The sequence below is a fragment of the Rhizobium sp. BR 317 genome (assembly GCF_047445835.1).
Taxonomy (GTDB): Bacteria; Pseudomonadota; Alphaproteobacteria; order Rhizobiales; family Rhizobiaceae; genus Rhizobium; species Rhizobium paranaense.
Map to the genome: position 1 here is coordinate 32,691 of NZ_JARWLB010000012.1, position 24,256 is coordinate 56,946.

At 58.1% G+C, this 24,256-nt stretch carries 18 protein-coding genes and 1 pseudogene; 7 read left to right on the plus strand and 12 right to left on the minus strand.

The window, feature by feature from the left end:
- Positions 1–200 precede the first annotated feature (200 nt).
- Entirely contained in the window at positions 201–1,007 is an 807-nt protein-coding gene (locus tag QD357_RS19370; RefSeq protein WP_246451354.1) for a LuxR C-terminal-related transcriptional regulator, read from the minus strand.
- Between the two features lie 331 nt (positions 1,008–1,338).
- Here QD357_RS19370 and QD357_RS19375 point away from each other — a divergent pair, with 331 nt between their 5' ends.
- Positions 1,339–2,292, plus strand: coding sequence for a helix-turn-helix transcriptional regulator (locus tag QD357_RS19375; protein WP_414124797.1), 954 nt, complete (start codon positions 1,339–1,341; stop codon positions 2,290–2,292).
- Positions 2,293–2,343: 51 nt separating this feature from the next.
- Here QD357_RS19375 and QD357_RS19380 read toward each other — a convergent pair whose 3' ends face one another.
- The 10 genes from QD357_RS19380 to QD357_RS19425 all read right to left on the minus strand — a co-directional run bounded on the left by QD357_RS19380 (position 2,344) and on the right by QD357_RS19425 (position 14,794).
- Positions 2,344–3,582, minus strand: coding sequence for an ABC transporter substrate-binding protein (locus QD357_RS19380; RefSeq protein ID WP_414124881.1), 1,239 nt, complete (start codon positions 3,580–3,582; stop codon positions 2,344–2,346).
- A gap of 69 nt (positions 3,583–3,651) precedes the next feature.
- The gene (locus tag QD357_RS19385; protein WP_414124882.1) at positions 3,652–5,727 is read right to left on the minus strand and encodes a putative bifunctional diguanylate cyclase/phosphodiesterase; all 2,076 of its coding nucleotides are present in this window, start codon (positions 5,725–5,727) and stop codon (positions 3,652–3,654) included.
- 468 nt (positions 5,728–6,195) lie between these two features.
- Positions 6,196–7,182: an ABC transporter ATP-binding protein gene (locus tag QD357_RS19390; protein ID WP_414124798.1), complete on the minus strand. Its 987-nt coding sequence runs from the start codon at positions 7,180–7,182 to the stop codon at positions 6,196–6,198.
- Positions 7,179–8,204 carry an ABC transporter ATP-binding protein gene (locus tag QD357_RS19395; RefSeq protein WP_414124799.1) on the minus strand — a complete coding sequence of 342 codons (1,026 nt, stop codon included), beginning with the start codon at positions 8,202–8,204 and terminating at the stop codon, positions 7,179–7,181. Before QD357_RS19395 ends, QD357_RS19390 begins: the two co-directional genes overlap by 4 nt.
- A gap of 2 nt (positions 8,205–8,206) precedes the next feature.
- Positions 8,207–9,178 carry an ABC transporter permease gene (locus QD357_RS19400; RefSeq protein WP_414124800.1) on the minus strand — a complete coding sequence of 324 codons (972 nt, stop codon included), beginning with the start codon at positions 9,176–9,178 and terminating at the stop codon, positions 8,207–8,209.
- 10 nt (positions 9,179–9,188) lie between these two features.
- Positions 9,189–10,226, minus strand: a complete 1,038-nt coding sequence (locus tag QD357_RS19405) for an ABC transporter permease (protein WP_414124801.1) — start codon at positions 10,224–10,226, stop codon at positions 9,189–9,191.
- A 126-nt stretch (positions 10,227–10,352) separates the two neighbouring features.
- Positions 10,353–12,050, minus strand: coding sequence for an ABC transporter substrate-binding protein (locus QD357_RS19410; protein WP_414124802.1), 1,698 nt, complete (start codon positions 12,048–12,050; stop codon positions 10,353–10,355).
- Between the two features lie 65 nt (positions 12,051–12,115).
- Positions 12,116–13,009 (minus strand): proline iminopeptidase-family hydrolase, encoded by an 894-nt coding sequence (locus tag QD357_RS19415; RefSeq protein ID WP_414124803.1) that lies wholly within the window; start codon positions 13,007–13,009, stop codon positions 12,116–12,118.
- Between the two features lie 28 nt (positions 13,010–13,037).
- Positions 13,038–13,628 (minus strand): ANTAR domain-containing response regulator, encoded by a 591-nt coding sequence (locus QD357_RS19420; protein WP_414124804.1) that lies wholly within the window; start codon positions 13,626–13,628, stop codon positions 13,038–13,040.
- Complete coding sequence (locus tag QD357_RS19425; RefSeq protein ID WP_414124805.1) at positions 13,625–14,794, minus strand: transporter substrate-binding domain-containing protein; 1,170 nt, start codon at positions 14,792–14,794, stop codon at positions 13,625–13,627. Before QD357_RS19425 ends, QD357_RS19420 begins: the two co-directional genes overlap by 4 nt.
- A 476-nt stretch (positions 14,795–15,270) precedes the next feature.
- Here QD357_RS19425 and QD357_RS19430 point away from each other — a divergent pair, with 476 nt between their 5' ends.
- The 4 genes and pseudogenes from QD357_RS19430 to QD357_RS19445 all read left to right on the plus strand — a co-directional run bounded on the left by QD357_RS19430 (position 15,271) and on the right by QD357_RS19445 (position 20,230).
- On the plus strand, positions 15,271–16,926 hold the full coding sequence (locus QD357_RS19430) for a diguanylate cyclase (protein WP_414124883.1): 1,656 nt from the start codon (positions 15,271–15,273) through the stop codon (positions 16,924–16,926).
- Between the two features lie 876 nt (positions 16,927–17,802).
- Complete coding sequence (locus tag QD357_RS19435) at positions 17,803–18,180, plus strand: hypothetical protein (RefSeq protein ID WP_414124806.1); 378 nt, start codon at positions 17,803–17,805, stop codon at positions 18,178–18,180.
- A gap of 29 nt (positions 18,181–18,209) precedes the next feature.
- A pseudogene (locus tag QD357_RS19440) lies at positions 18,210–19,673 on the plus strand (methyl-accepting chemotaxis protein); the annotation flags it as partial.
- Between the two features lie 83 nt (positions 19,674–19,756).
- Positions 19,757–20,230 carry a chemotaxis protein CheW gene (locus tag QD357_RS19445; protein WP_414124807.1) on the plus strand — a complete coding sequence of 158 codons (474 nt, stop codon included), beginning with the start codon at positions 19,757–19,759 and terminating at the stop codon, positions 20,228–20,230.
- Between the two features lie 280 nt (positions 20,231–20,510).
- On the opposite strand, the gene QD357_RS19450 is transcribed toward QD357_RS19445, so the two are convergent.
- Complete coding sequence (locus tag QD357_RS19450; RefSeq protein ID WP_414124808.1) at positions 20,511–20,672, minus strand: hypothetical protein; 162 nt, start codon at positions 20,670–20,672, stop codon at positions 20,511–20,513.
- 21 nt (positions 20,673–20,693) lie between these two features.
- Here QD357_RS19450 and QD357_RS19455 point away from each other — a divergent pair, with 21 nt between their 5' ends.
- Positions 20,694–21,587, plus strand: a complete 894-nt coding sequence (locus QD357_RS19455) for a helix-turn-helix transcriptional regulator (protein ID WP_414124809.1) — start codon at positions 20,694–20,696, stop codon at positions 21,585–21,587.
- Between the two features lie 385 nt (positions 21,588–21,972).
- Positions 21,973–24,003, plus strand: coding sequence for a methyl-accepting chemotaxis protein (locus tag QD357_RS19460; protein ID WP_414124810.1), 2,031 nt, complete (start codon positions 21,973–21,975; stop codon positions 24,001–24,003).
- Positions 24,004–24,256 lie beyond the last annotated feature (253 nt).

Consider the following 24,256-nt stretch of genomic DNA (forward strand, 5'->3'; position numbering starts at 1 on the left):
CAGCCGTGACCTACTCCGCGCGCATCGGATATCCATGCGTTTTTCGGCCATTGGTAGAGAAGCTGCCCGTTTAGGCCTCAAAATGGACCAGAAGAGGCCAGTTGCGACCGCGTTGAGGTCGGTCAAACGGCGGCAATATCCCGATATTTCGTCGCTATTCGTTTCGCGAGCGCTCACGAGACGCCGGAAGCGCCCAGGGATCAATCGATCAGGTTCTTTCTTATCGCCGAGGCGACTGCCTGGACGCGGTTGGATGCTCCGAGCTTCCGGGTCGCCGACTTGAGATAGCTGTTGATCGTTTCCGCTGTGTAGCAGGATTCATCGGCAATCTCCTCGCTGGTCAAACCGCGACTGGCGAGTTTCAGGCAAAGCAGTTCGCCCCCAGTCAGGCGAAAATGACTGGCGGCAAATCTGTCCATGATAGGTTGGGTAACGGCACCATAGAGCGGTTCGGCCATTATCGATAAGAAGTCGCGCTCGTCTGTTGTGAATGGCCGCGCATTTGTGAAACAAACCGCGCCGTAGACGACATCGTTTCTGCACAAGGGGAACAAGATCCTGTTTCGCACGTCATGAGCGCGCGAAAGATAAAGAAGCCTCAGCGGTGGTGATGACAGATCGAAGGCTTCTTCTTCCGTGTAGACCGTCTTCCTTGTTTTGCCGGCCACAACCAAAGGGTCTTGTGGACTCATCTTCTCGGCAAAGTAGGTGTCCATGTAGAGTGGCGGCATATCCGTGTCGATCGACTGGCTGCAGCCGAATTCATAGCCTTCCAGATCCAGGCCGCCAATCGTCACGTATTCGAACGAAATGGCCTTCCGCAGCCTTTCGAGCAGCGCGTTTTGACGCAGCCTGCGCACCGTCGGAACAGACGAAAGGTCAACGTAGCCTGTAAAGTCCCCCGTGCGATCAGCGGAGCCCATCGCAGTCCCTTTTTTTTGAAAAGCCAACTGATTCTCGATTCTGGCCGCGAACAAATAACACACTAACTGCCGCAGAACGAGCATATCGCTCGTCCAGTTAACCGCTGGGCTGCGCGACAACCAAGCACATTGTCAGTCGACGAGCTTGATATTAGAGAGCTGCGGAACTGATTAAATTTAATCACATTTATCGTTACTCTTAACGAATCATTCATTTCCTCATCCCAATTTGGGGGTATCGATGAGGTTTGGTCAACGCCGGTTTTAATCCGGAAAGGAGTTTTGGGTGGGGTTTGAGGTACGTACCTTGTCACGGACAGGTATGATCTTTCGAGGTCGCGAAATGTCGTTAAATTCTTATACCCGCGCTGGTTCGATCCAAGGTCCGGCGACGGGCGGCGCAGGGGGTATCTCATTGGGAACAGAAACCGTGGTCAGCGGCACCGATCCGGATGAACTCTCTGAGGTATTGTCGACGCCAGGATCGCCGATCAAGGTTGCGGCACTGAACAATAGTCCCATTAGGTTCCACTGCAACTTTCTCTCCGCAGGAGCGGTAAGGGTGGCGGATTGCGCCTACGAAGGGACGATCGCCCTCAAGCGGGAGGCGCCCAGCGAGAAGATGATCATTTTTCTGCCAAAGCAGGGAAATTTGATCTTCAACTACCCGCGGAAACCCATTGAGTCGGTTCCCGGGCGCGGCACTATTCTGGAAGGAGACCCCACCACCGGTACCCTTCTATTCGGCCCACGCCGTCATCTGGCTCTGTTCATCGATAAGGCCAAGATCACCGGCCACCTGAGCCATATGCTTGACCGGACCATCAGCGGCAAGATCGACATCCATCCCTATTTCGATATGACGTCGGATGCGGGGCTTGCATTGGTGCATCTGGCCGAGCAGCTTCATCGCGGCCTTTGCAAGGATGGCCCCCTGCGGCAATCGCCCCTGGCTCTAGCCTCTTTTTGCGACGCCGCCACCTATCTCATCCTTGAAAACTGTCAGCATCGCTACTCGAACGAACTGGGACGCCCGGCCCCTGCCCCCGCTCCGCGCCATGTCAAGTGGGCCATCGACTTCATGCACGAGCATATCGCCGCCCCGATATCGCTCGACGATATTGCGATCGCCGCCAAAGTCAGCGTTCGAACCCTGCAGCAGGGCTTCAGGCAGTTTAGGAATACGAGCCCCATGACCTATCTGCAGGAGATGCGCATGACCGCCGCTCATCACGATTTGCTCTCCTCCGACACGAAACAGACCGTTGCAGACGTTGCGGCCAAATGGGGATTTTCGCATCTCGGTCGATTTGCAGCCGAATACAAGAAGCGTTTCGGGTACCTGCCGTCACAAACATTGAAGGCTTAGAGGTCACTGAAGTCATTTCGATCCAGTGACCTCAAATTTCCGTTGCACCGCTTATCGCTGCATCAAGAGTTCGTACAGTCGTTTCTGCGCCTCGGCGGGCGACATATTTTTGTCATTGAAGAAATCCCCGACCACACCAATCCAACCTTCCGACATCTGGCTCGGCATCGCCTGGGATTGAGCGCTCACCTCGCCCTTCTTCGCCCTGATCATTTCCAATCCTAGCCGGCCGCAACGGTCGAGACCGGCCGGATCGACGTCGGTGCGAACGGGAAGCGAGCCTTTGATCCGGCTGAAAGCGACCTGATTGTCCCGGTCCAGGATCATGCGCGCAAACGCTCTTTGGGCATCTGCCGTGCCATCACGGTTCGTCAGCGGAAAGGCAAAAGCATCGATCACCATGAAATAAGCGATGGAGGTGCCGGGAACGAGCGCGCAATCGAAGTCCTCGTCGACGTGATAGCCGCGCGCCACAAGCTCACCTTTTGCCCAATCTCCCATAAACTGCATGCCAGCCTGGCCGGCGCCAACCGCGGCCGTGGCCTCTGCCCAAGTCTTGCTTTTTCGCGTTGCGAACGGTTCCACATAGTCCGACAAACGCGAAAGCATTTCCAGGGCCTCGATCATCCGCGGATCCTGAACCAATGCCGCATCACCGCTCATAAGGCGTGCATATCCCTCCGGTCCGAATTTATGATAGATGATGTCGTTGAAAATGAGCGACACTTCCCATCGTGCACCGCCAAGTGCAATCGGAACATGTCCGGCGGCTTTGATCTTTTCGGCGACGTTGAAGACATCGTCCCAGGAAACCGGCACGCTAAGGCCGGCATCGTCGAATATCTTCCTGCTGGTCCACAGCCAATTTTCCGCATGGATATTGGTTGGCGCGAAATACACCTTTCCCCGGTACGATATCCGGTCGAGGACAGTCGCAGGCATGACATCCCGCCAGTGATCCGCCTCGGCGACGTCATCTATATCCTGAACGATTCCCATCTCCGGCAGTTCCCGCGATCCAACATTCGCGTTCCACTGCATCACGGCCGGCGGATAGCCATTGGCGATACGATCACTCACGACACGCTGGACGGCGACCTTATTGGCGGCAGGCATGTCGGTCCACTGGTTGCCGGCCGCCACCCAAGCTTTTCGAAACACGTCGAGTGCGGCAGACTCGCTCTTCGATATCCAGAAATGCACGACATCCACCGACACCCCGTCGCCGGCAAGCGCCGGCGCCACCGGGCCAGTGACCGCCAAAGCAACCGCGAGCAATGCCCGCATCATTCCATTCATCCGCTGTTCCTTCATTGATAAAATTGGTCGATCCACCGAATGCGGAATTCTCCTTGAACGTCAGCCTGCGATGCGCATCGTTCTGCGTGATGCGATGCGTGTGCCGCGGTTCGAGACCGTCAGACGCTCGACTGCTGCGGAGGCCGGTTCAGGCTTGGCAAACAAATAGCCTTGGCCGATCTCGCATCCTGCCTGCAGAAGGAAATCCTGCTGGGTTTTGTTTTCGATACCCTCCGCGACACAGCGTTTGCCCAGGTTGCGAGCAAGATTGATCATCGCTCCCACGATTTGTTCCGACCGGATATCGCTGCCCAGATCGGCAACGAAGCTGCGGTCAATTTTGAGCTCGTCGAATGGAAAGTCACGCAGGTGCACGAGTGACGCGAAACCGGTGCCGAAATCATCCAGCGAGACCGACATGCCCCGCTCCCTGAAGCGTGTTATGGTCTCCAATATCTGGCTGGCGCCACGGTTGAGAAAAACGTCTTCTGTCACTTCAACGGCGAAGTCGCGCCATTCAAGGTCATTGGCTCTGATCGCCGCAGCAATGATATCATAGCCGTCCCGACCGAGCAGCAGGACCTCTGGAAGGTTGACGGCCACCGATCCGGGGCGGAGCCCCGCGGCCTTCCACGCCTTGAGATCACGAGCCGCGATGTTGACGACACAGCGCGTCATGCTGCTGATCAGGTGGGATCCTTCCACGAGCGGCAAGAAGCGACCTGGCGGCAAGATGCCAAGCCGGGGATGGTTCCAACGCACCAGGGCCTCGAAGCCCAGGTGTTCTCCGGTTTGCAGATTGACCTTCTGCTGATAGTAGACCACGAACTCGTCGCGGTCGGCGGCGAAAGCCAGAGCCGCTGCTAGTTGGTTCTCTTCAAGACGTCGTGCAAGCGAGGCTTCGTCAAAGATCACGGCGGTATTGCGCTTGGCCTTCGCAGCATAAAGCGCGAGATCGGCAACACGTATGAGCGATGTCTCATCTGCCGCATGCTGAGGTGCAATCGCGCCGCCTATGCTGGCTGAAATCGGCAAGCCCCGACCGTCAAAATAAAACTCCGCGCCAATCGCGGCAACCGCGCGCTCGGCGAGCGTCTCCAACGCCGCTATATCGGCAAGACCGGGAAGCAGAACGGCAAATTCGTCGCCGCCAAGTCTCGCCACGATATCCGTGGAGCGAAAGGTCCCTTGAAGGATGCGGGCAACATGGCGGAGAACCGCATCCCCCGCGGGATGCCCCAGACTATCGTTGATGCCCTTGAAATGATCGAGGTCGACCAGCAGCATCGAAAAGCCCGTGCCGCTCCGCTCCAGCGACACAAAAAACGCGATCAACGCATCATTGAAGGACGAGCGGTTGCTGAGGCCGGTGAGCGCATCGGTATGCGCCTGATGCGTCAACTTGGACTCAAAATCGATCGTTCGCCGGTGCTCGTTACGGAGCCTCCTCAGAAGCGGCATGAAAAGAATTGAGGTGGCCAGAATGAGTGCGGTCGCCGTGAGGCTAAGAAGCACGGCGCTGATCAGGCGTGCATGATCTATGCTCCCGTCGCTGCGATCATGTGCGCTGTCGATCAACGCACTGAACTGGCGCATGAGCATGCTGTCCGAAGAAGCAGCAAAATCGATCGGCCCCCAAAAAGAATAACGCTGACGTCGATCTTCCAGTTTTGCCGACACAACCCTATCGGCGCGCTTGAGGAAATCCTCCAGCCGCCCCGCGAGTTCCAGCCGCATTTCTTCCGATGCGGCATCGCGCGTATTGAGCTTTTCAAGAAGATTCCGTTCCAACTTGCCGTGCAGTTCGTTGAGCTGCGTGCTCATGGCGCGGATGTCGCCGATTGCTTTGCGAACATCATCGACCATCGGCTTGATGATATATTCCGGCATCTCCGCGTTGGCCGAGGCGCTCATGACGGCGCGCGTCTGATTGGTAAGCTGCTGAAAACGGATGAACTGGCGCCCCGTAAGATAGCTGATGTCCTGCTGCAGCGAATGGCGATCGAGTGCGATCTCGACGGTCTGGTAGGTCGCGCCAATGAGCATCGTCATGACGACGACAGCGGCGACATAGTGCCGCCCAATGGACCTGATGTATCCATCCAAAGAGGAATGACGTTGGTCAGACGGAGCCATATGCTCGATCGTCACCGCATCGATCGGCAGCACACTTGTTCGAACTGTCGGCTTACCTGCGGTGAACGCGCCATAGGATACCTTGCGCGAAAACGAGGGTAGCTTCATGGCGATCCTCCTGGCTGCAGCGGTGACCAGACGTGTCATCCATCCGGTCTATTCTCATTGGGGGGAAGCCGCACAAGTCATTCGGGCGGGATCAACGGCCTCGCTGCGTCATCGATATCCGAAGGTCGCTGCTGCAAGGCGTGGGACGATTAGCCTTTGAGAAGTTTAATAAAATGCTGAGCGTGCCGAAGGGAGCAAGCCTTCACCGCGCATTTTGGATCAGATGACGTAATACGGATAGTCTTGTTTTATCAGTCTCACCGTCTGCGTGTCGCTCCTCATGACTACGCCACTTTGGATCGATAGAAACAATCTCAGAAAGCCAATCGAAAAGATGACGCGCCTGAAAAGACGACGCCGTCACGCAAGCGGAAAGTGGCAGGCGACGCTATGGCCGCCCGTCTCGGCAATCAGCGGCGGCCTGACCTCGTGGCAAAGCGGCTTGGCGTATGGGCAGCGGGTCGAGAATTTGCAACCCCTGGGAGGGTTAAGGGGACTTGGTATCTCGCCGTCGAGCAATATGCGCCCCCGCTTGCCGCGATTGTGCGGCTGCGGAACGGCCGAGAGCAGCGCCTGGGTATAGGGATGGCGCGGTGCACCATAAAGTGCATCCGTTTCGCCGATCTCGACGATCGATCCGAGATACATGACAGCCACCCGGCTCGACACCTGCCGGACCACCGCCAGGTCATGGGCGATGAACACATAGGTGAGGTTTAGCCGCTGCCGTAGGTCGGCGAAAAGGTTGACGATCTGCGCCTGCACCGAAACGTCCAGCGCCGATACTGGCTCGTCAGCGACGATCAGGGCTGGCTCGACGGCGAGCGCGCGTGCAATTCCGATACGCTGGCGCTGACCGCCGGAGAATTCGTGCGGATAACGGTCGAGATATTCGCGACGCAGGCCGACGATTTCCATCAGTTCGGCCAGCCGGTTATCGATTGCCACTCCGCTGCGGATGGCATGCACCTTCAGCACTTCCTCGAGCATATCACGCACCTTGCGGCGTGGATTGAGCGAGGACGAAGGATCCTGGAAAATCATCTGCACCTTGCGCCGCACGGGCATAAGCGCGCGTTTCTCCGCCTTGGAAATGTCCTGGCCGTCGAAAGTCAGCCGGCCGGCGGTGATATCGTAGAGCCGCGTCAGGCAGCGACCGAGCGTGGATTTACCGCTGCCCGATTCACCCACCAGACCCAGCGTTTCGCCGGGATAGACATCGAGGCTGATCTCCTCGACGGCTTGCAATATACGGCCCGAACCCGGCCAGATGGTCTTGCCGACGACGAAGTTCTTGGTCAGCCCCTCGGCGGAAAGCAGCGGCCTGGTGTTCTCGGTCGCGCTCATGCGGGCTCCTCCGATATCAGGACGGTATTGCGCAGGGCCTCGCGTTCCTCTCCATCGAGCAAGCAGAGCACCGACTGATTGCCGATATGGCGGATTGGCGGGCGGGCGGCGCATTCGCTCCGGGCGAACCGGCAACGCGGCTGAAAACCGCAGCCCTCGGGAATGCTGCCCGGCGTCGGCGGCATGCCGCCGATCGAAATCAGCCGCTTCGGACGCTCGCCCGCCAGCGGCGGGATCGAGGCCATCAGGCCCCAGGTATAGGGATGGATGGGATTGGAGAAGATTTCGCGCGTCGTGCCGCGCTCGACGATGCGGCCGGCATACATCACCGCCACCTTGTCGGCGACCTCGGAGACCACGCCCATATCATGGGTGATGAGAACAATCGCCAGACCAAGTTCCTTGCGCAGTCTGAGCAGCAGGTCGAGCACCTGTGCCTGCACGGTCACGTCCAGCGCCGTCGTCGGTTCGTCGGCGACCAAGAGCGCTGGCTGGCAGGACAGCGCCATGGCGATCACCGCCCGCTGCCGCATGCCGCCCGATAGCTGGTGTGGATAGCGCTCGACCGCTTCTGCGGGGTTGGAAAAGCCGACTTCACCCAGAAGCTCAATCGCCCGCAAACGGGCAGCCCCGGCCGAGATCGGCTCATGGGCGCGGATCTGTTCGGCGATCTGCCAGCCGATCGTATAGACCGGAGCGAGCGCCGTCATCGGGTCCTGCGAGATGAGCCCGATTTCTTTGCCGCGGATGCGACGCATGGCACTTGCTGACAGTTCGAGAATCCGCTCTCCGCGAAAGGCGACCGCGCCTTCGACCTTGGTGGTTTTTGGATCATGGAGGCCGAGCAGCGAAAGCAGCGTTACCGATTTGCCTGAGCCGGATTCGCCGACGATCGACAGGATTTCTCCTTCGCGCACGGAAAAGGACACGTCATCCACGGCCCTGACAAGACCATAATCAGTGACGAACGAAACCGTGAGACCTTGGACATCGAGAAGAATGGGTTTCTCCGCGTTCTGCATCGTCAGTTCTTCCTCACGCGCGGATCGATCAGCACGTAGACGATATCGACGGACGCATTGGCGAGCACCACGAAGAATGAGGCATACATCACGGTGCCGAGGATCATCGGGAGATCGAGGTTGAGCAACGCCTGATAGGTGAGCCGTCCGACGCCGTTCAGGCCGAACACGACTTCCGTGAGAAGGGCTGCACCGCCGACAAGGGCACCAAAATCAAGGCCGAACATGGTCACGAACGGGATCAGCGACGTCCGGAGCGCATGCCTGAGCATCACCCGCGCCGGGCTCAGCCCTTTCGCACGGGCGGTGCGGATATAATCCTCCTGATAGGCTTCCACCAAGTTGGCACGCAGCACCCTGCCGTAGATGCCGACATAAAGTGCTGCGAGCGTTGCCCAGGGAATGATCAGCGTCAGAAACCAGCCAACGGGATCGGAAAACAGCGGCTTATAGCCGAGCGCCGGAACCCAGGAAAACGCCCATGTGTCGTGGAAGCGGCTCTGCGAGATCAGGTTCATCACTTCGCCCAGCCAATAGACCGGCATGGAGACGCCAATCAGCGCGAGCGCCATGAGCCCGCGATCGAGCAGCGTGTCGCGGGCCATGGCGGCGGCGACACCGAAGACGATGCCGCCGACCACCCACAGCACGGCGGCACCGAACACCAGCGACAGCGTCACCGGCGCGGCCTCCGCAACCTGCGGCACGACGCGCATGCCGCGATTGACGTAGGAAGGGAGATCCTGCGTCACGAACAGCCGTTTCATCATCAGCACATATTGGACCGGCAGTGGCTGGTCGAAGCCGAATTCGCTGCGGATCTGCGCGATCGTCTCCTGGGACGCATTGCGGCCGGCAATGCGCGCGGCCGGGTCGGAACCGGGCGTCGCAAAGAAGATCAGGAACACCAGCGCCGAGATGCCGAACATGACGAACACCATCTGGCCGAGACGCTGAAGGATTGCAAAAACCATCTCCGCTTCCTCAGACGATCTTGGTGCGTGGGTCGAGCACATCGCGGATGCTGTCGCCGAGCACGTTGAGCGACAGAACCGTGAGCGCGATGGCAATGCCGGGTGCCAGTGCCACGGCCGGGCGCGTATAAAGCAGGGTCTGCCCGTCCTGGATGATCGTTCCCCAGCTCGCATCCGGCGCCTGCACGCCGATCGAAAGGAAGGACAACGACGATTCCGTCACGATGTTGAGTGCCATCATCAGCGGAATGAACACGATGAGCATCGTGGTGACGTTGGGCAGGATGTCCTTCCAGAGGATGCGCCATTCGGGAACGCCCAGCCCGATCGCGGCCAGCACGAATTCGCTATTCTTCAGCTCCAACACGCGGCCGCGCACCGGCCGCGCCACATAAGGCACGTAGATGATGCCGATAATTCCGATCGGCAGCAGCAGGCTGTCGGCGGTGATCTCGATCGGGCCAAGCACGATGCCCTTGGAGATCAGCACAATCGACAGAGAAATCGCCAGAAGATAGACCGGAAAGGCCCAGAGGATATCGAGCAGTCGCGACAGGATGATATCGACGACGCCACCGAAAAAGCCCGCACAGATGCCGATCAGCGCGGCCAGGATCAGACAGATCGCAGTGGCGCAGGAGGAGATCAGTAGCGAATTGCGGCCGCCATAGAGAAGCCGGGCAGCGACATCGCGTCCCTGCGTATCGGCGCCGAGAAAATACTGCGCAGCCCAGGTCGGACCGATCGGCGTGACACCAAGGCCCAGGCCTTCCGTCGAAGGCTGCATGATCTTGATTTTCTTTCCGTCGACATTGACCTTACCGCTGAGATTGGACCGGAACGGATCGGTCATCGACACGTAGTTCGCATAAAGCGGCGCAGCGAGGCTGGACAGGATAATCAAAAGCAGTACCAGGGCAGCGGCGACCGTCGCCTTGTCGCGCTTGAGTAGCCGCCAGGCCCGTTGCCAATGCCCCGAGCCTTTTCGCGCGCCTTGGCTTTCCGCACTCTCCACCGGATTTGCAACGCTGTCGGGTACGAGGGTCATTTCCGTTTCCTGCCATCACGCACAGTCGAGCGGCTGCAAATAGCCCTCTGGTCTTGCCGGTCCGGATTGTTCAAGAAGAGATCGAACGGGCAGCGGCGTGCGGCGCACGCCACTGCCCGAAGCCATTTACTTCACCCAGGACTGGGAAATGATCCAACGATTCTGCTTGTTGAACAGGTAATTACCGAGGCGGGCCGAGGTGAAATTCACGCTCTTTGGCGTGAACAGCGGCGCCAGCGGCGATTCACCCATATAGGCCTTGTCGATCTTGGCCCATTCGGCATTCGCTGCACTCTCATCGGTCAGCGAAAGGGTCATGGCCGCCTTCATCTTGGCGTCGAGGTCCTTGTTGCAATAGCCTGAGATATTGATCGAGGAATCGCTGCCCTGGTGGAAGCTATCGCAGGAAAGCAGCACGTTCAGAAAGTCCGATGCGGCCGGATAGTCCATATACCACTGGGTAACGCTGATCTGGACGTTGTTGTTGGTATTCTGGATGTAGGCGAACTGGATATTGGGCGAGATCGCCTTCATCGAGGCATCATAGCCGAGTTCGCTGAGCACGCTCTGCAAATAAGTGCCGATGCCGCGCGCAACTGCGTTGTCTTCGGCGATCACGGTCACTTTCTGGCCCTTCGTACCGGAATCCTCGACCAATTGCTTGGCCTTGTCCATGTCTGCCTCGGACCATTGCGGACCGGGATCCTTGGTATAAAGGCAATCATCGACATGGCCAGGGAAATCAGGCGGCAGGATCTGGCAGCTCGGCTGTGCCAGCACTTCGCCCCCGAAAAGACCGACGAGCGCATCGCGGTCGATCGCATAATTCAATGCCTGTCGTGCCTTGATGTTATTGAAGGGCGGCAGATTGACATTCATCGGCGCATACCAAAAGGCCGCCAGCGGATCGAGATGAACCTGCTTGGCATATTTCGAGCCTAGTTCCGGCAAGCGGTCTGCCGGCGGCGTGTCGTACATCCAGTCCACCTGACCGTTGATTACGGCATTGATGCCGGCCTCTTCCGTCATGCCGAACTTATAGTCGATTTCGTCGGCATAGCCGTCCGGCTGAGCGTCGACGCTCCATTCCTTGAAATAAGGATTGCGCTTCAGCACCATCTGTTCATTCGGATTGTAGCTTGCGATCATGTAGGCGCCGGTTCCCGGGATGGGGCTCGTACCAGCATCCTTGGCGGCCGTATCGGCCGGAACGATGCTCGCATGCGGCACCGCGAGCTTGGCGAAGAACTCTGAATCCGCCGCGACGAGATTGATGGTGACCGTGCCGGCTTTCTCGTCGGCAATCACACCGCCATCAAGCGTGCAGGTATCGCCATTTTCCATGCATTTATCGGCGCCGACGATGCCATTGTAGAAACTGCCCATGGTCGGGCCCTTGACCTTGAAGATCCGCTGGAACGAGGCCAGCACATCGGCCGGGGTGACATCCTTGCCGTTCGAGAACTTGATGCCCTTGCGGATCTTGAACACGTAGGTTTTCCCATCGTTCTTGACCTCGGGCATCGCCTCGGCGATCGCGGGCACGATCTTGAAACCCTCCGTGCCGCCGGCCTGCTTGAACTTGACGAGACCGTCGTAGGTCATCTGGTAGACCTGCCAATACTGGGCGGTGTAGTTGAGCATCGGGTCGACGGTGCCGGCAGCCGAAACGGCCGAGAGCGTCATCGTGCCGCCGCGATGCTGGGTCATCAGCGCAGCCCGATCCTCGGCATAGGCTGCCCCTGAAAGCAGGGTCTGCGTGAGCAGAAGGCCGGCGAAAGCCGCCACAGTGCGGCGGATGGATATTGTCGATCGTATCGTCATGATTATCTGTTCCCTTTTATTATAGCTGGTTCCATGCGGCTGCCCCGTGAGGCAATCTCTTGTTTTCACGGTGCTTTCTCATCCAAAAAGGCAGCGACCTCTGCCATGCAGGCCGCGCGCTCCTCGACATGCGGCATGTGGCTGGACTGTTCAAATATCCGCCAGCGCACATCCGGAATTTCATCGGCATAGGGTTGCACGCAGGCTTTCGTCGCCTCGTCATAGTGGCCAGAGATTAACAGCGTCGGAACGTCGATGGTCGAGAGGCGGCCGACGATCGACCAGTCCTTCATCGTGCCGATGACATGGAATTCGTTGGGACCGTTCATCGTGTGGTAGACAGTCGGGTCGTCGGCGATGGCGTCGAAAGTGCGCTTTACCTCGGGCGGCATGGGGACGACGCGGCAGACGTGGCGTTCGTTGAAAACGTCGGTCGCCTTGGCGTATTCGAGGCTGTCCGTCGTGCCCGCCTGTTCATGCTTGAGCAGCGTGGCCTGCACATCGGCCGGCAGGGCTTCCCGAAGGCGATTGGCCTCAGAAATCCAGGTCTTCATCGCCGCCGGCGAATTGGCGATCACCAGCGCCTTGAGCCCGGCCGGCCGATCGACTGAGAATTCTGCCGACAGCATCCCACCCCAGGATTGTCCGAGCAGGCAGTAGGCATCGCGGATGCCGAGATGGTCGATCAGATTGTGGAGTTCCGCCTTGAAGAAATCGACCGTCCAGAAATCACCACCCTTTTCCGGCAGGTGCGTGGACTTGCCGTTGCCGACCTGGTCATAATGGATGACGGCGCGGCCCGTGGCGGCGATGTCCTTGAAACTGTCGACGTAGTCATGCGTGCAGCCCGGCCCGCCATGCGCGACGATCAGCGGCGGCTTGCCGGAGGCGAGATCGCCGGTGATCCGATACCAGGTCTGATAGGCGCCATAGAGTGCATAGTCTTCGGTTAGCTGCATGTTTCGTCTCCCTTCTTCATCATCTTCCTTAGAGTCCGCCACGGGTACGCCTGTCATTCTTGCAGATGGCATCCGCGGCTTCCTCGATCGTCATGCCCCAATCCATCGAGATGCTTCGCAAGCGTTTGAAAGCGGTCGCTTCGCCGGCATATCCTTGCTGCATCAACTGCAATACGGCGCGCACAACGATCGGCCGCTGTCGCAATCGGTCCTCGAGCGTACGAATATCGTCGGCATCGCCGCGGGCCTTCTGGTAGACATGCGACGCGATCAGCAGCGCGCTATAGGCGCCGGTGGAGCCGATCGGCTTCAGCATGTGCGCGTTGGAGCCTTGGGCCAGCACCCATTCGATCCGTCCGGGCGCTTCCGAGCCGATCAGCGCCACAAGCGGCATGGGCGAAAAGCCTGATGGCCAGGGAAATTGCTGGTCGTGTCCCATATCGGCATCGAAAAACACGACGTCGGCGAGCGCATCCTGCTCGTCGAGCTGCGGCCAGACGGCCCTGACCTGGATATGCAGCGAGTCCAACTGGCGCGTCAGCGCCTCGACGGCCGGGTGCGGCCGATGCAAGATCACCGCGCGCCAACTGGAAAACATCGGTCGTTCGAAGCGGCTCATTTCACCACCCTTAGTCCGGCTCCCGGCGCATAGCCGCTGGGTTTGCCCGGAAAAATCGAACGCACCAAGTAAGGGTCAGCCTCGACAACGGGCGTTTCGGTGTCGAAAATCTCGAAACCGCCCTCACTGTCGGACCTGCCGATAAATGGCCGCAACCCGGCATAATGTGTGCGCGGATCAAACGAAATAGGCCCAATGGGCGTATCGAACCGCCGTTGCGTGACCACCTTGCGGATCAGATCCGGATCGTCCGTGCCGGCATCAGCGACTGCCTGAGCCAGGACGGAAACCGCCATGTAGGCGAAGACGAATGGCCCGGTGACCGGGCGTCCGCCGCCGCGACGGGCTGCCAACCGCGCCTTGAAACGCCGGTTTTCCTCAGTGTCGAGCCTGTCCAGATAGATGTTGGTGATGATGTGCCCAGCCTTGGCCTGCGGGCTGAGGTCCGCGAGGTCGATTTCCGAAAGGTTGCAGGCTACGAGTGGTCGGCGTTCGGCGCTAAACTGGACGTCGTCCTCACGCAGCTCCGCATAGGCACGGATGAACGCCTGGGCGGAACGACCAACGAGGTTGGAGAGGATGAAATCCGGCCGCTTCTGGCGGATCTCGGCAATCAGATGGTCAACCTCTTCCGAGCCGAGTGGCACAAAGCGCTCAGCCAGAACCTCACCATCCACGGCTTCGGTTATCTCGCGGGCGATGCGGCCGATTTCCCAGCCCCAGATATAGTTCGAGCCGACGATGAACGGCCGCCGGCCGTAGCGCGGCAGGACATAGTCGAACAAGGGCAGCAGATGCTGGTTGGGACAGGCCCCCAGATAGATGACGCTGTCACTCGTCTCATAACCTTCATGCGGAAAGGCATACCACAGCAGCGCGCCGTGGCGTTCGACGACCGGAAGCACTTCCTTCCGGCTCCAGGACGTGATCGCACCGACAATGTGCCGACATCCCCGTTGCCGGATGGTGGCTTCGGCAAGTTCGGCATAGCGTTCTGCGCTACCGGCTGGATCATCGACGCGCGGTTCGAATTGGAAGAAGCAGTTGGGATCACCGTTGACTTCGGCGATCGCCGCCAAGGCCCCGTCCACAGCATCGCGGCCAAGCGCTGCGTAAGTGCCTGTCGTCGAATAAAGAAGCGAAACAGGGATGGGCTTCCGGATCATGAGGCGTCCCACGACACGTAACGCAGGCGGCAACCGCTTGTCTGCCGCCCGAAAGGCAATCGATTATCCTGACTGGGTGTATCGCTTATCACGCCAATATCTCAGTTCGAATACGTGCTTGGTAAGACCAACCAAACGGCAATAAAAAAGCCCCGTCCGCAGGATATGCGGAAATCGGGGCTCGTTTGCCGTCGGCGATTAATGCCATTTCTTACTTCAACGCTACGATAGGCTCACTTTATAGTCAATTAGAAAACATGCTCATTTTTCAATCAATCGCATAGGTGCGATGCGGTGATATCGCACCGTGGCGGGGCGCTCGATGCGAGGATGCGCAATAACTAAAACAGACACTCCAACAGCAACCGCGGAACACCCTCACTTGCATGCCACAATAAATACGAACCTGCGGCATGTTTTATTGGTCAATTTGCATCATTGTTAAACTTCTGATGCTATCGGTGCCCGGAAGACAAATATTGGCGTTCAATATGCAAGTTGTTGATATCGAGGCAATTGCTCAAAAAGCAAATTCGAACTTACGGGAAGCCTGGCACCTCGGATGTACCGGCCGTTCGGTTGAGGCGCTCACACTTGCCAGCCAAACTCTTGCCGATGCCAAGTCGCGGAGCGACGATCGGACCGCCGCGCTATGCGACACCGATATCGCCTGGTACTGCTTGCAGATCGGCAAGGCCGAACTCGGGATAACGCATGTCCGCAAGGCAGTAGACTTCTGGAAGTCAAACGGGGAGCCCATTCAGGAAGCCTATGCCCGGGCCTATCTCGGATGGTTGTTCCTGGAATTGGGCTTGCCGGAGGAGGCGATCGAAGAGGCTACCCGCGCGCTGGATTTGGCCGACAGGACCGACGACCCAAGGGTGCAGAGCCTGGCCACCAACGTCATCGGCATTATCTTCTGGTACAACAAGCAGCCCGACCGCGCCATTCTGATCAGCGAAAGGGCTGTCGAGCTCGCCAGATCTATCGGCGATAAGACCTTCGAATGCTGGTGGCTCATCAATCTCGGCGGCGCTCATTCGGAAGGCGGCTATATCGCGCAGTCTCTCGGCCAGCAGGAAGAAGGGCACCTGAAGCTAGTGAGAGCGCTGGAGCTGACCGAACAGGCGCTCGATATATCAATCGAGATCGGCGACCGCTGGGCTGCTCGCATTTGTCTCGGCAACGAAGCCGATTACTACAGCCATCTAGGCGAGCACGACAAGGCGCTCCAGTGCATGGTCCGCTACCAGGCATTTCAGGAAAACAGCTATGTCCGGGACAGGCAGCAATATCTCTACACTCTAGGCCAAATCCACATCAATGGCGGAAACTTCGTGGAAGCCCGCTCGCTGCTGCTTGAGGCGCTGGATCTGATCGGCGACGGCGGCAGCTTCGATTCCTATATCCAGATCTATCTTTATCTGTCGCAGGCTTATGAGGGGCTGGGACAGTTCGACCTGGCGCTGGAGACGCATAAAAAGTTCCACCACGCATATTTGCAGAATAGCGCCGAGAGAACCCAGCAGCGCGCGCGTCTCGCCGAAATCTACTATGAAACCAAGCGGTTTAAGGAAGTCGCTGAAACGGAAACGAAGCGTGCCGACACGCTGGAGGCCTCCTATCAGAAACTGCAGGAAGAAACCGATATCCTTGCCAGTGCCGTTTATCTGGACGCGCTGACTGGGCTTTATAACCGCAAATATCTCGACAGCCGCTTTAAGGAACTGGAATCTGAGAACCGTCCATATTCCATCGCGATGCTGGATGTCGATCATTTCAAGTCGATCAACGACAACTTCTCCCATATGATCGGCGACCAGGTTCTGAGTGCCATTGGAACCATATTGCGCAACCAGTTGCGGATTACCGACCAGGCAATTCGCTTTGGCGGCGAGGAGTTCATCGTCCTGCTGGCAGGCCCTCCCCGAGGCGCCGCCGATGTCTGCGAGCGACTGCGTTCGGCCGTCGAGCATTGGGACTGGTCGGAGATCTGCAACGGGCTGCAGGTCACGATCAGCATAGGTGTCGCTGGCACCCTCTCTGCCAACGCACCCAACGAAATTCTGGAGATCGCCGACCAAAATCTCTATGCAGCAAAAAGAGGCGGGCGAAATCAGGTTGTTGCGTAACGGGCATTGTACAGCTTTCGGCGAAGGTAACAGTCGCCAAATCTAGGCGGATCACGCCAGTGTATCCGGCCGCGTAGTTGCGCCAGATGGCGCCGCCCGAGCGGCAACATGCGTGCTCAGCGATACGTCCTCTCATACCAAGTTCTATGATGCTGCATCAGAAACACCTGGTGCAGGAGTTCTTGCGTGCCTGCATATTGCGGCTTGGCGGGGTGTTGAATCTGGATCGAGATGGAGTTCTACAGGAACGGGCGCGGAGATGCATTTCCGCTATCTGCTCATGCCTCTCTCTATCCAGCTTTCATCATAATATCCAGAATGAGCAGCGAAGTTCCTTCGCAACCGCGATGGCCAAGGCAAACCCGCAAAAATCCAGTGTTTGTTAAGAGTTACCGTCAATTCATCCAACGCGGGCGCAATTGCCGCGATGTTCCATGTCGCGCGACCAAAAGCCTGTCCACGCTGCACAAATGATTTGAGGCGGCTTTTTTCACCAATTCACAAAGAGCCCAATGACGACGGCGCCTCTGTCTTTTCATACTGGAACAGCATGCCGAATCTTATTCCGTTTCCATCCCAAAAGCGCAATCGACCGGATGCCCCGCCCCTGAATATTCCGATGCTCCCCGACGAAGTTGAACTTCTGTTGATGAGCAAACATGAACTCCTCGTCAGCGCAACGAACTACCTTGAAGCGCTCTGTAGGTCGCTAAGGCACGACACCGGTGCCATGCCGCATCACCCAATGAACGCAGACGGGCGATCGGTGCAGAAGGCGTAGAGGCCCGCCGTCTCTTTTATCTCTAACCTAAACCATTCAACGCTTCCGGCTGCAGGGGGGAGGCTGCCGGCGCTTAAACACAAAGGATTTCTATTATGTCCTTCTTGGCGAACCTCAAGATTGGCACCAAGCTCGCACTTTCATCCGGTATCGGCATCGTCCTGATCGCAGGTATCCTTATCAATCAGCAGATAGCAAGCAGCGAAATCAGTTCGGCGAACGCCGCTGTTTCTCGTGAGCAAACGATTTTCAATGGCATTCAGACTGCCGCCGTATCTCTCGCGGAAATGCGGGCGGCTTCCAACGAAGTCGGCTCCGGCACGACCGCTCGGGATGTCGAAGCCGCACTTAACCAGGCCAAAAGAAGCAGCCAGCAGGCATGGGATGGCCTTGAGGAGCCCATCAATATCGCTCTGAAGCCCGATGCCTTGAAAGACATCGTTGTGGCCTGCGCGAGTATGAGGGCCTTATAGCAAAACGTGCCTCCGCTCTGACCGCAGCCATGGCGAAAAAGAACGGCGCTCCCTTGAGCCAGACGGAAACCGATACGGCATTGGCCGTTGTCGCCACCACAGACATCGACCAAGTCATGGAGCGTACGCGCACAGCAACAGAAGCCTCGATCAAGAACGCTCGTCACTTCACGGAGGAAGCAAAAACGGCTTTGGCCGCTGCCGTTTCAAGCGCCGAAACGATCTCGTTGATCATTGGCGCAAGCGTCATCTTCGTCCTGTTCGCATCGGCGATCGTATTGATGATCGGAGTTGCCAGGCCCATCAAGACGATGACGGCGGTGATGCGCCGACTTGCCGACGGCGACACAAGTGTCGATATCGACTTCAAAATGCGCCGGGACGAAATTGGCGCCATGTATGAAACCGTTAAGGTCTTCCAACAGAACGCCGTCGCCAACGCTCGTCTCGAACAAGACGCTGCAGTTTCTCGCAGTCATCAGGAGGCCGAACGTGCCGAGGTACAGCGCCGCAGCGAGCAGGAAGCCGAACAGTTGCGTTTTGCCTCCGAAAACCTCGCATCCGGTCTGAAGCGGTTGGCCGCCGGCGATCTCGCCTTCCAAATCAACGAGACCTTCGCGGCGGACTTCGAACCGTTGCGCCAGGACTTCAATCGCTCCGTTCGCCCGCTCGGCTCAGCACTGTCGACCATCGCCGAAAGTGTCGATGCGATGGACAGCGGCACACGCGAAATCTCGTCAGGCGCGCAGGATCTTTCCAAGCGCACGGGACAGCAGGCCGCGTCGATCGAGGAGACCGCGGCAGCCCTCGATCAGATCGTCGCCAATGTCGGCTCGTCGACGAAACTGACCGAAGAAGCCCGCACGGTCGCGACCCAAGCCAATCAGAGCGCCCAGAAATCCGCCGAAGTGGTCTCGCATGCCGAGGAGGCGATGCGGCGGATCGAGGAGAGTTCGCAGCAGATTTCCAACATCATCGGCGTCATCGACGAAATCGCCTTCCAGACCAACCTGCTGGCGCTGAATGCCGGCGTCGAGGCGGCACGTGCCGGTGAAGCCGGCAAGGGCTTTGCCGTCGTCGCCCAGGAAGTGCGTGAACTTGCCCAGCGCTCCGCCCAGGCGGCCAAGGAGATCAAGGGACATATTCAGAAGTCCTCGGCCGAAGTCGAAAGCGGCGTGAAGCTGGTACGCGATACCGGCGAAGCGCTGAACGTCATCGGCGGCTTCATCGGCCAGGTCAACAGCCACATGAACGCCATCGCCGTTTCGGCCAAGGAGCAGTCGACGGGTCTTGCCGAGATCAACACGGCGGTCAATTCGATGGATCAGACGACGCAGCAGAATGCAGCCATGGTGGAACAGTCGACGGCGGCCGCCTCCAGCCTTGCCCAGGAGGCGGTTAAGCTTCGCAATCTCATCGCCGGCTTCCAGTTGGAGGGTGTGGCTGGCCCGCGGGTTGCCCGTGACACGGCAAAGCCGGTTGCCTCTCCGGCACGTGCGCTTGGCAACAAAATTGCCCGCGCCTTTGGCGGCAAGGCGGCGACTGCGGCAGCCACCAAGGAATGGGAGGAATTTCGATGGAGGCGACCTCTTCAGCCCAAGGTCAGGCAACGACGCTGGAAATCATTGCCTTTCATCTCGGTGACCAGCAGTTCTGCATCAAGACGACATCGATCCGGGAAATCCGGGCATGGGCAGCGGCAACGGCACTGCCCCACGCGCCACCGCATGTTCTCGGCATGCTGAACCTCAGGGGCTCGGTTATTCCGATCATCAATCTTGCCGCTAAGCTCGGCGTGCAAAGCTCGGTACACACCAGCCGCAGCGCCATTGTCGTTGCCGAGGTAGGATCGAGCACGATCGGCCTGGTGGTCGATCGCGTGTCGGACATCCTGTCGATCGGCAATGGCCAAATCCAGCCGGTGCCGGACTTCGGCACCGAGTTCGACCCGACCTTCTCGTACGGAATTATCCCGCTCGACCAAGGCATGGTCTGTTTCCTCAACCTCGATCAAATGTTCGCCAACATCGAGCAGGTAGCGGCGGCGTAGCGGCTCTATTTTGCGGGGCGTCAGTAACTGCCGCCTCAAATGCAAGCCCGCGACGTTCCGATCATCGGAGCCAGCAATGGCCAGGCATTCCAACCATTCGCTTCGGCTGGAGCCATTTTCCAGCCGAAGCCTCACGGGAATGATTTCCCGTTCGCAATCAGCCGATGTACGGCGCCTATGATCCGCCCAGGCGAAAATGCTGCAACTGCGAGCAGATTATTCTGCGCTTAGCGGATATCCTGAACGCAGTGCGTATATCGCATTGCTGTACTAACGGCCCTCAGTCCCACATATCCGGAAACGGATTCCGCTGACGCGCAATCCTTCTATCCCACGGATAGGCCTTGGTAATTTCCAATGCCGCAAGCAAAGACTGAGGTACGTAGATCATGTCGGTTTCAGGATTAAAAATGTCGAGTTCGACAAAGGGTTCAAACTCCATACACGGTCCGTGACGCCACTCATGATAGAAGCGTTGCGACGAGACCCGCTGATCTCCGTCGAAGACCGGCATTACCACGTCGGGCACTACAGAATCTGGAATGGTCGACGCCATTCCGAAATAAGAATCAAACTTTCAGACGGACCCGATGTCTTTGTGCTCTACGTTCCATTTGTGGATACGAAAGCCATAGGAACCAGCTATAGACAGGGCGCTACAAAGCCGACCGTCCTATTGGGCGACATGTCAAGCTTTGAGGCACTGACTCCTCATGTAGACCTCAGCCATATCGGCATAGCGTTCGAAAAGTCCGCGATGATCCGGCAATTGAGCACATTGCTGGATGCGCCCGTTGTCAAAGACATCTGTTTTATGGGCGCAATTAATCTGGCTACCGCAAAAGGCGCGCAGATAGCGATGCTGGGAACTCTTATTTGGAGCTGTCTCGACACAAGCCTTTTTGCCCACCCTCCTTCGACGCTCATCGAACATCTGTTGAATGCGATGATGATCACGTTGCTGGAAACGGTCCCGAATAACTATTCAGGGCGGCTCGCAAAATTAGCATCCCCGGCAATCCCCAGGCATTTGAAGAGAGCAATCGAGTATATGCACGCCAATGTCGCATCGCCGATGAACATTGCCGATATCGCAGAGGCAGCCGGCACAAGCGTTCGATCGCTGCAGGCTGCCTTTCAGCAATTCAAAGGCACGACACCTCTCAACTATCTACGGACAATCCGCTTGGAGGGCGCTCGCAACGCACTGCAGGATCCAACCACCTCTCTGTCGATTGCGAAGATCGCCCAGAGTTGGGGGTTCTCCCATATGGGCCGCTTCGCAGCGCTTTATCGCAGGTCCTTCGGCGAAATGCCATCCAACGCAACAAAGCAGCGTAAACCTACCAGCGAATAACATCGTCGCCACCGAGCGATAGCGACGGCTGAGCAACCTTCTATCTCGGCACTGAGAGTAGTGCTGCGCTGGACGCAGCCGTATTTCCAGATCCCTAACGCACGACCGTTGAATGGGATTGATGCTCCTCAATCCGACATGGGCCACAACCTGCACCTGAATAGCCATTTTATGCAGGATCGTCCAATTTGCGCAAAAACCTCATGGGCCACGGTTAATAAAAGACGATCGTTTACTTTTATGTCAGGTGATTAATCGATTTTCTTGGGCGACATAGCTTTTCCACGCCGCCACAATACTTGGCACATCGCATGCATGATGCAGGACGATATTTTAGCTTCCGCGAGCCCTATGACGGCATCTCGCGGTGATTGAGAGTATACGAATGCTATCATCCATTTCGTCGCGCCTCGGCGCCAAATTGGCCGCACTTTCCGCTATTAGCATTTTCATGGTCGCGGCGATGCTTTTGATCGTGCTTTATGGCGGCCGGGTGATCGATGAACGCTCAGCCTATCTCAAAAGCCAGTTGATTGTCTCCCGCGACCTCGTCGATGCAAAGGCATCGTTGCGCGGCATGCAGGTCGGCGTGCGCGATCTGCGTCTTGCCTCCTCTACGGAGGAACTCACCACTGCCGTCGATTACATAGCCGCTCGTCATCACTCAGCAATCAAATATCTGGACGACGCCGAGGGCAGTTTGAGATTGCAGGTCAACAGAGACCGGATAGAACAGCTTAAAGCCATGACCGAGAGCTTTTTCGCTGCGACGAACGACATGGTTGAGGTCATGAAGGCGGAGCTGCAGAGCAAAGATGGTGGCGCAGCATTGGATGGGAAGGAAAAGGACGTCCAAGCAAGGATGCTCAGCATGACGAACGAGCTATCCAAACTGCTCGATGAGGGTGTTGAATCGGCAAAGGCGATGGCGACCCAGGTTGACGGCGAGGCAAATGCGGCAGCAAAACTCGTATTGCTGCTCAATCTTGGTGTCGGGCTGCTGGTCATGGCGACACTGATCGCATCCGCCGTATTCGGCGGGAAAACGATCGCTCGTCCAATCAATATGTTGACCAATAGCATGGGGCAGCTCGCAGACGGCGATCTCGGCACGAGCATTCCCTATGTCGGCCGCCGCGACGAAATCGGTGCGATGGCGCGTGCTGTAGAGGTGTTCAAACAGAACGGCATTAAAGTGCAGGAATTGAATGCCCAGGAAGCGGCGCTGCATGCAAAAAGCGCCGATCTGCAGCTAAGCATCGGAGCCGTCGTATCGGCAGCGGTCGCCGGCGATTTCACGCAGCGCATCACAAAGGCCTATGACAATGCCGATCTCGACCGCTTTGCGACGAGCGTCAACGAGCTTGTCGCCTCCGTCGACCAAGGTGTTGCCGAGACCCGTCGCGTCGTCGCCGCACTGGCCGAAGGCGATCTGACGGGGACAATGCGTGGCGAGTTCCAGGGCGCTTTCGGCGAACTGAAGAACAACGTCAACGCGACGATGGCCAATTTGCGCTCCGTACTTGGCGATGTCCGCACTGCGATCGAAACGATCAGCAACAATGCCGGTGACATGCGCCTGGCATCCGGCGATCTTTCAAAACGAACGGAGCAACAGGCAGCCGCGCTGGAGGAGACCTCCTCGGCGCTTGAGGAAATCACGGTCGCCGTGAAGAGCTCGACGGAACGGGCGCTCGAAGCGAGCCATATGGTCGACGAGGCACGCAGGAGCACCGAACAGTCAAGCGCCATCGTCAAGCAGGCCGTCGTCGCCATGGGGCGGATCGAGCAGGCCTCGGGCGAGATCGGTCAGATTATCAACGTCATCGACGAGATCGCCTTCCAGACCAATCTGCTTGCCTTGAATGCCGGCGTTGAGGCGGCCCGTGCCGGTGAGGCCGGGAAGGGCTTTGCCGTCGTTGCCCAGGAGGTGCGGGAATTGGCCCAGAGATCGGCAAACGCCGCCAAGGATATCAAGACGCTGATCAACCGCTCGGGCGAAGAGGTGAATTCCGGCGTCAAGCTGGTGACGGCAACCGGCACGGCGCTCACATCGATCCAGGATCATGTGGTGAAGATCAATGATCACGTTCATTCGATCGCAACCGCCGCCAAGGAGCAATCGACGGGCCTCTCCGAGGTCAGCACCGCCGTCAATCAGATGGACCAGGTCACCCAACAGAACGCGGCCATGGTGGAGGAATCCACCGCCGCCACCAATAGCCTGGCAGACGAGGCAGTCAAACTTCGCGATCTCATCGCCCGCTTCAAGCTCGAGGCAGGGATGGCACCGCACGCAGCCGGTCAGACCGCCAAACCGGTCGCATCACCAGCCCGCGCACTCGGCCGCAAGCTCGCAAACGCCTTCTCCGGCAACGCAGCATTGGCCAGCAAGACCGGCTGGGAGCAATTTTGATGTCAAGGCGTGCTCGATGGCCATCGAGCACGCCTTGACGTTCGAATGCGCTCCGTCACGAGTGTCAAACAATCGATCGCAGCACGCCGATTGGACAGCTTTAGAAAAGGCGGCCGCCTCTCCTCCTTTGGCAGCACAACCGAGTTTTTGTTTCAAAACGGCGACTAAAATACAGCGGTTAAATCATCGGGAATGCGCTACTCGTTGAAAGAGCCGCCGCAGCCCGGAGCATGCCGACTTGTCCTCGAGCAAG

Coding starts and splice junctions, on each gene's coding strand:
- QD357_RS19400 (WP_414124800.1), bottom strand. CDS start 9,178: ATGGTTTTTGCAATCCTTCAGCGTCTCGGCCAGATGGTGTTCGTCATG.
- QD357_RS19455 (WP_414124809.1), top strand. CDS start 20,694: ATGATAGAAGCGTTGCGACGAGACCCGCTGATCTCCGTCGAAGACCGG.
- QD357_RS19380 (WP_414124881.1), bottom strand. CDS start 3,582: ATGATGCGGGCATTGCTCGCGGTTGCTTTGGCGGTCACTGGCCCGGTG.
- QD357_RS19405 (WP_414124801.1), bottom strand. CDS start 10,226: ATGACCCTCGTACCCGACAGCGTTGCAAATCCGGTGGAGAGTGCGGAA.
- QD357_RS19415 (WP_414124803.1), bottom strand. CDS start 13,009: ATGCAGCTAACCGAAGACTATGCACTCTATGGCGCCTATCAGACCTGG.
- QD357_RS19420 (WP_414124804.1), bottom strand. CDS start 13,628: ATGAGCCGCTTCGAACGACCGATGTTTTCCAGTTGGCGCGCGGTGATC.
- QD357_RS19460 (WP_414124810.1), top strand. CDS start 21,973: ATGCTATCATCCATTTCGTCGCGCCTCGGCGCCAAATTGGCCGCACTT.
- QD357_RS19385 (WP_414124882.1), bottom strand. CDS start 5,727: ATGGCTCCGTCTGACCAACGTCATTCCTCTTTGGATGGATACATCAGG.
- QD357_RS19395 (WP_414124799.1), bottom strand. CDS start 8,204: ATGCAGAACGCGGAGAAACCCATTCTTCTCGATGTCCAAGGTCTCACG.
- QD357_RS19445 (WP_414124807.1), top strand. CDS start 19,757: ATGGAGGCGACCTCTTCAGCCCAAGGTCAGGCAACGACGCTGGAAATC.
- QD357_RS19390 (WP_414124798.1), bottom strand. CDS start 7,182: ATGAGCGCGACCGAGAACACCAGGCCGCTGCTTTCCGCCGAGGGGCTG.
- QD357_RS19370 (WP_246451354.1), bottom strand. CDS start 1,007: ATGCTCGTTCTGCGGCAGTTAGTGTGTTATTTGTTCGCGGCCAGAATC.
- QD357_RS19450 (WP_414124808.1), bottom strand. CDS start 20,672: ATGGAGTTTGAACCCTTTGTCGAACTCGACATTTTTAATCCTGAAACC.
- QD357_RS19425 (WP_414124805.1), bottom strand. CDS start 14,794: ATGATCCGGAAGCCCATCCCTGTTTCGCTTCTTTATTCGACGACAGGC.
- QD357_RS19410 (WP_414124802.1), bottom strand. CDS start 12,050: ATGACGATACGATCGACAATATCCATCCGCCGCACTGTGGCGGCTTTC.
- QD357_RS19435 (WP_414124806.1), top strand. CDS start 17,803: ATGTCCTTCTTGGCGAACCTCAAGATTGGCACCAAGCTCGCACTTTCA.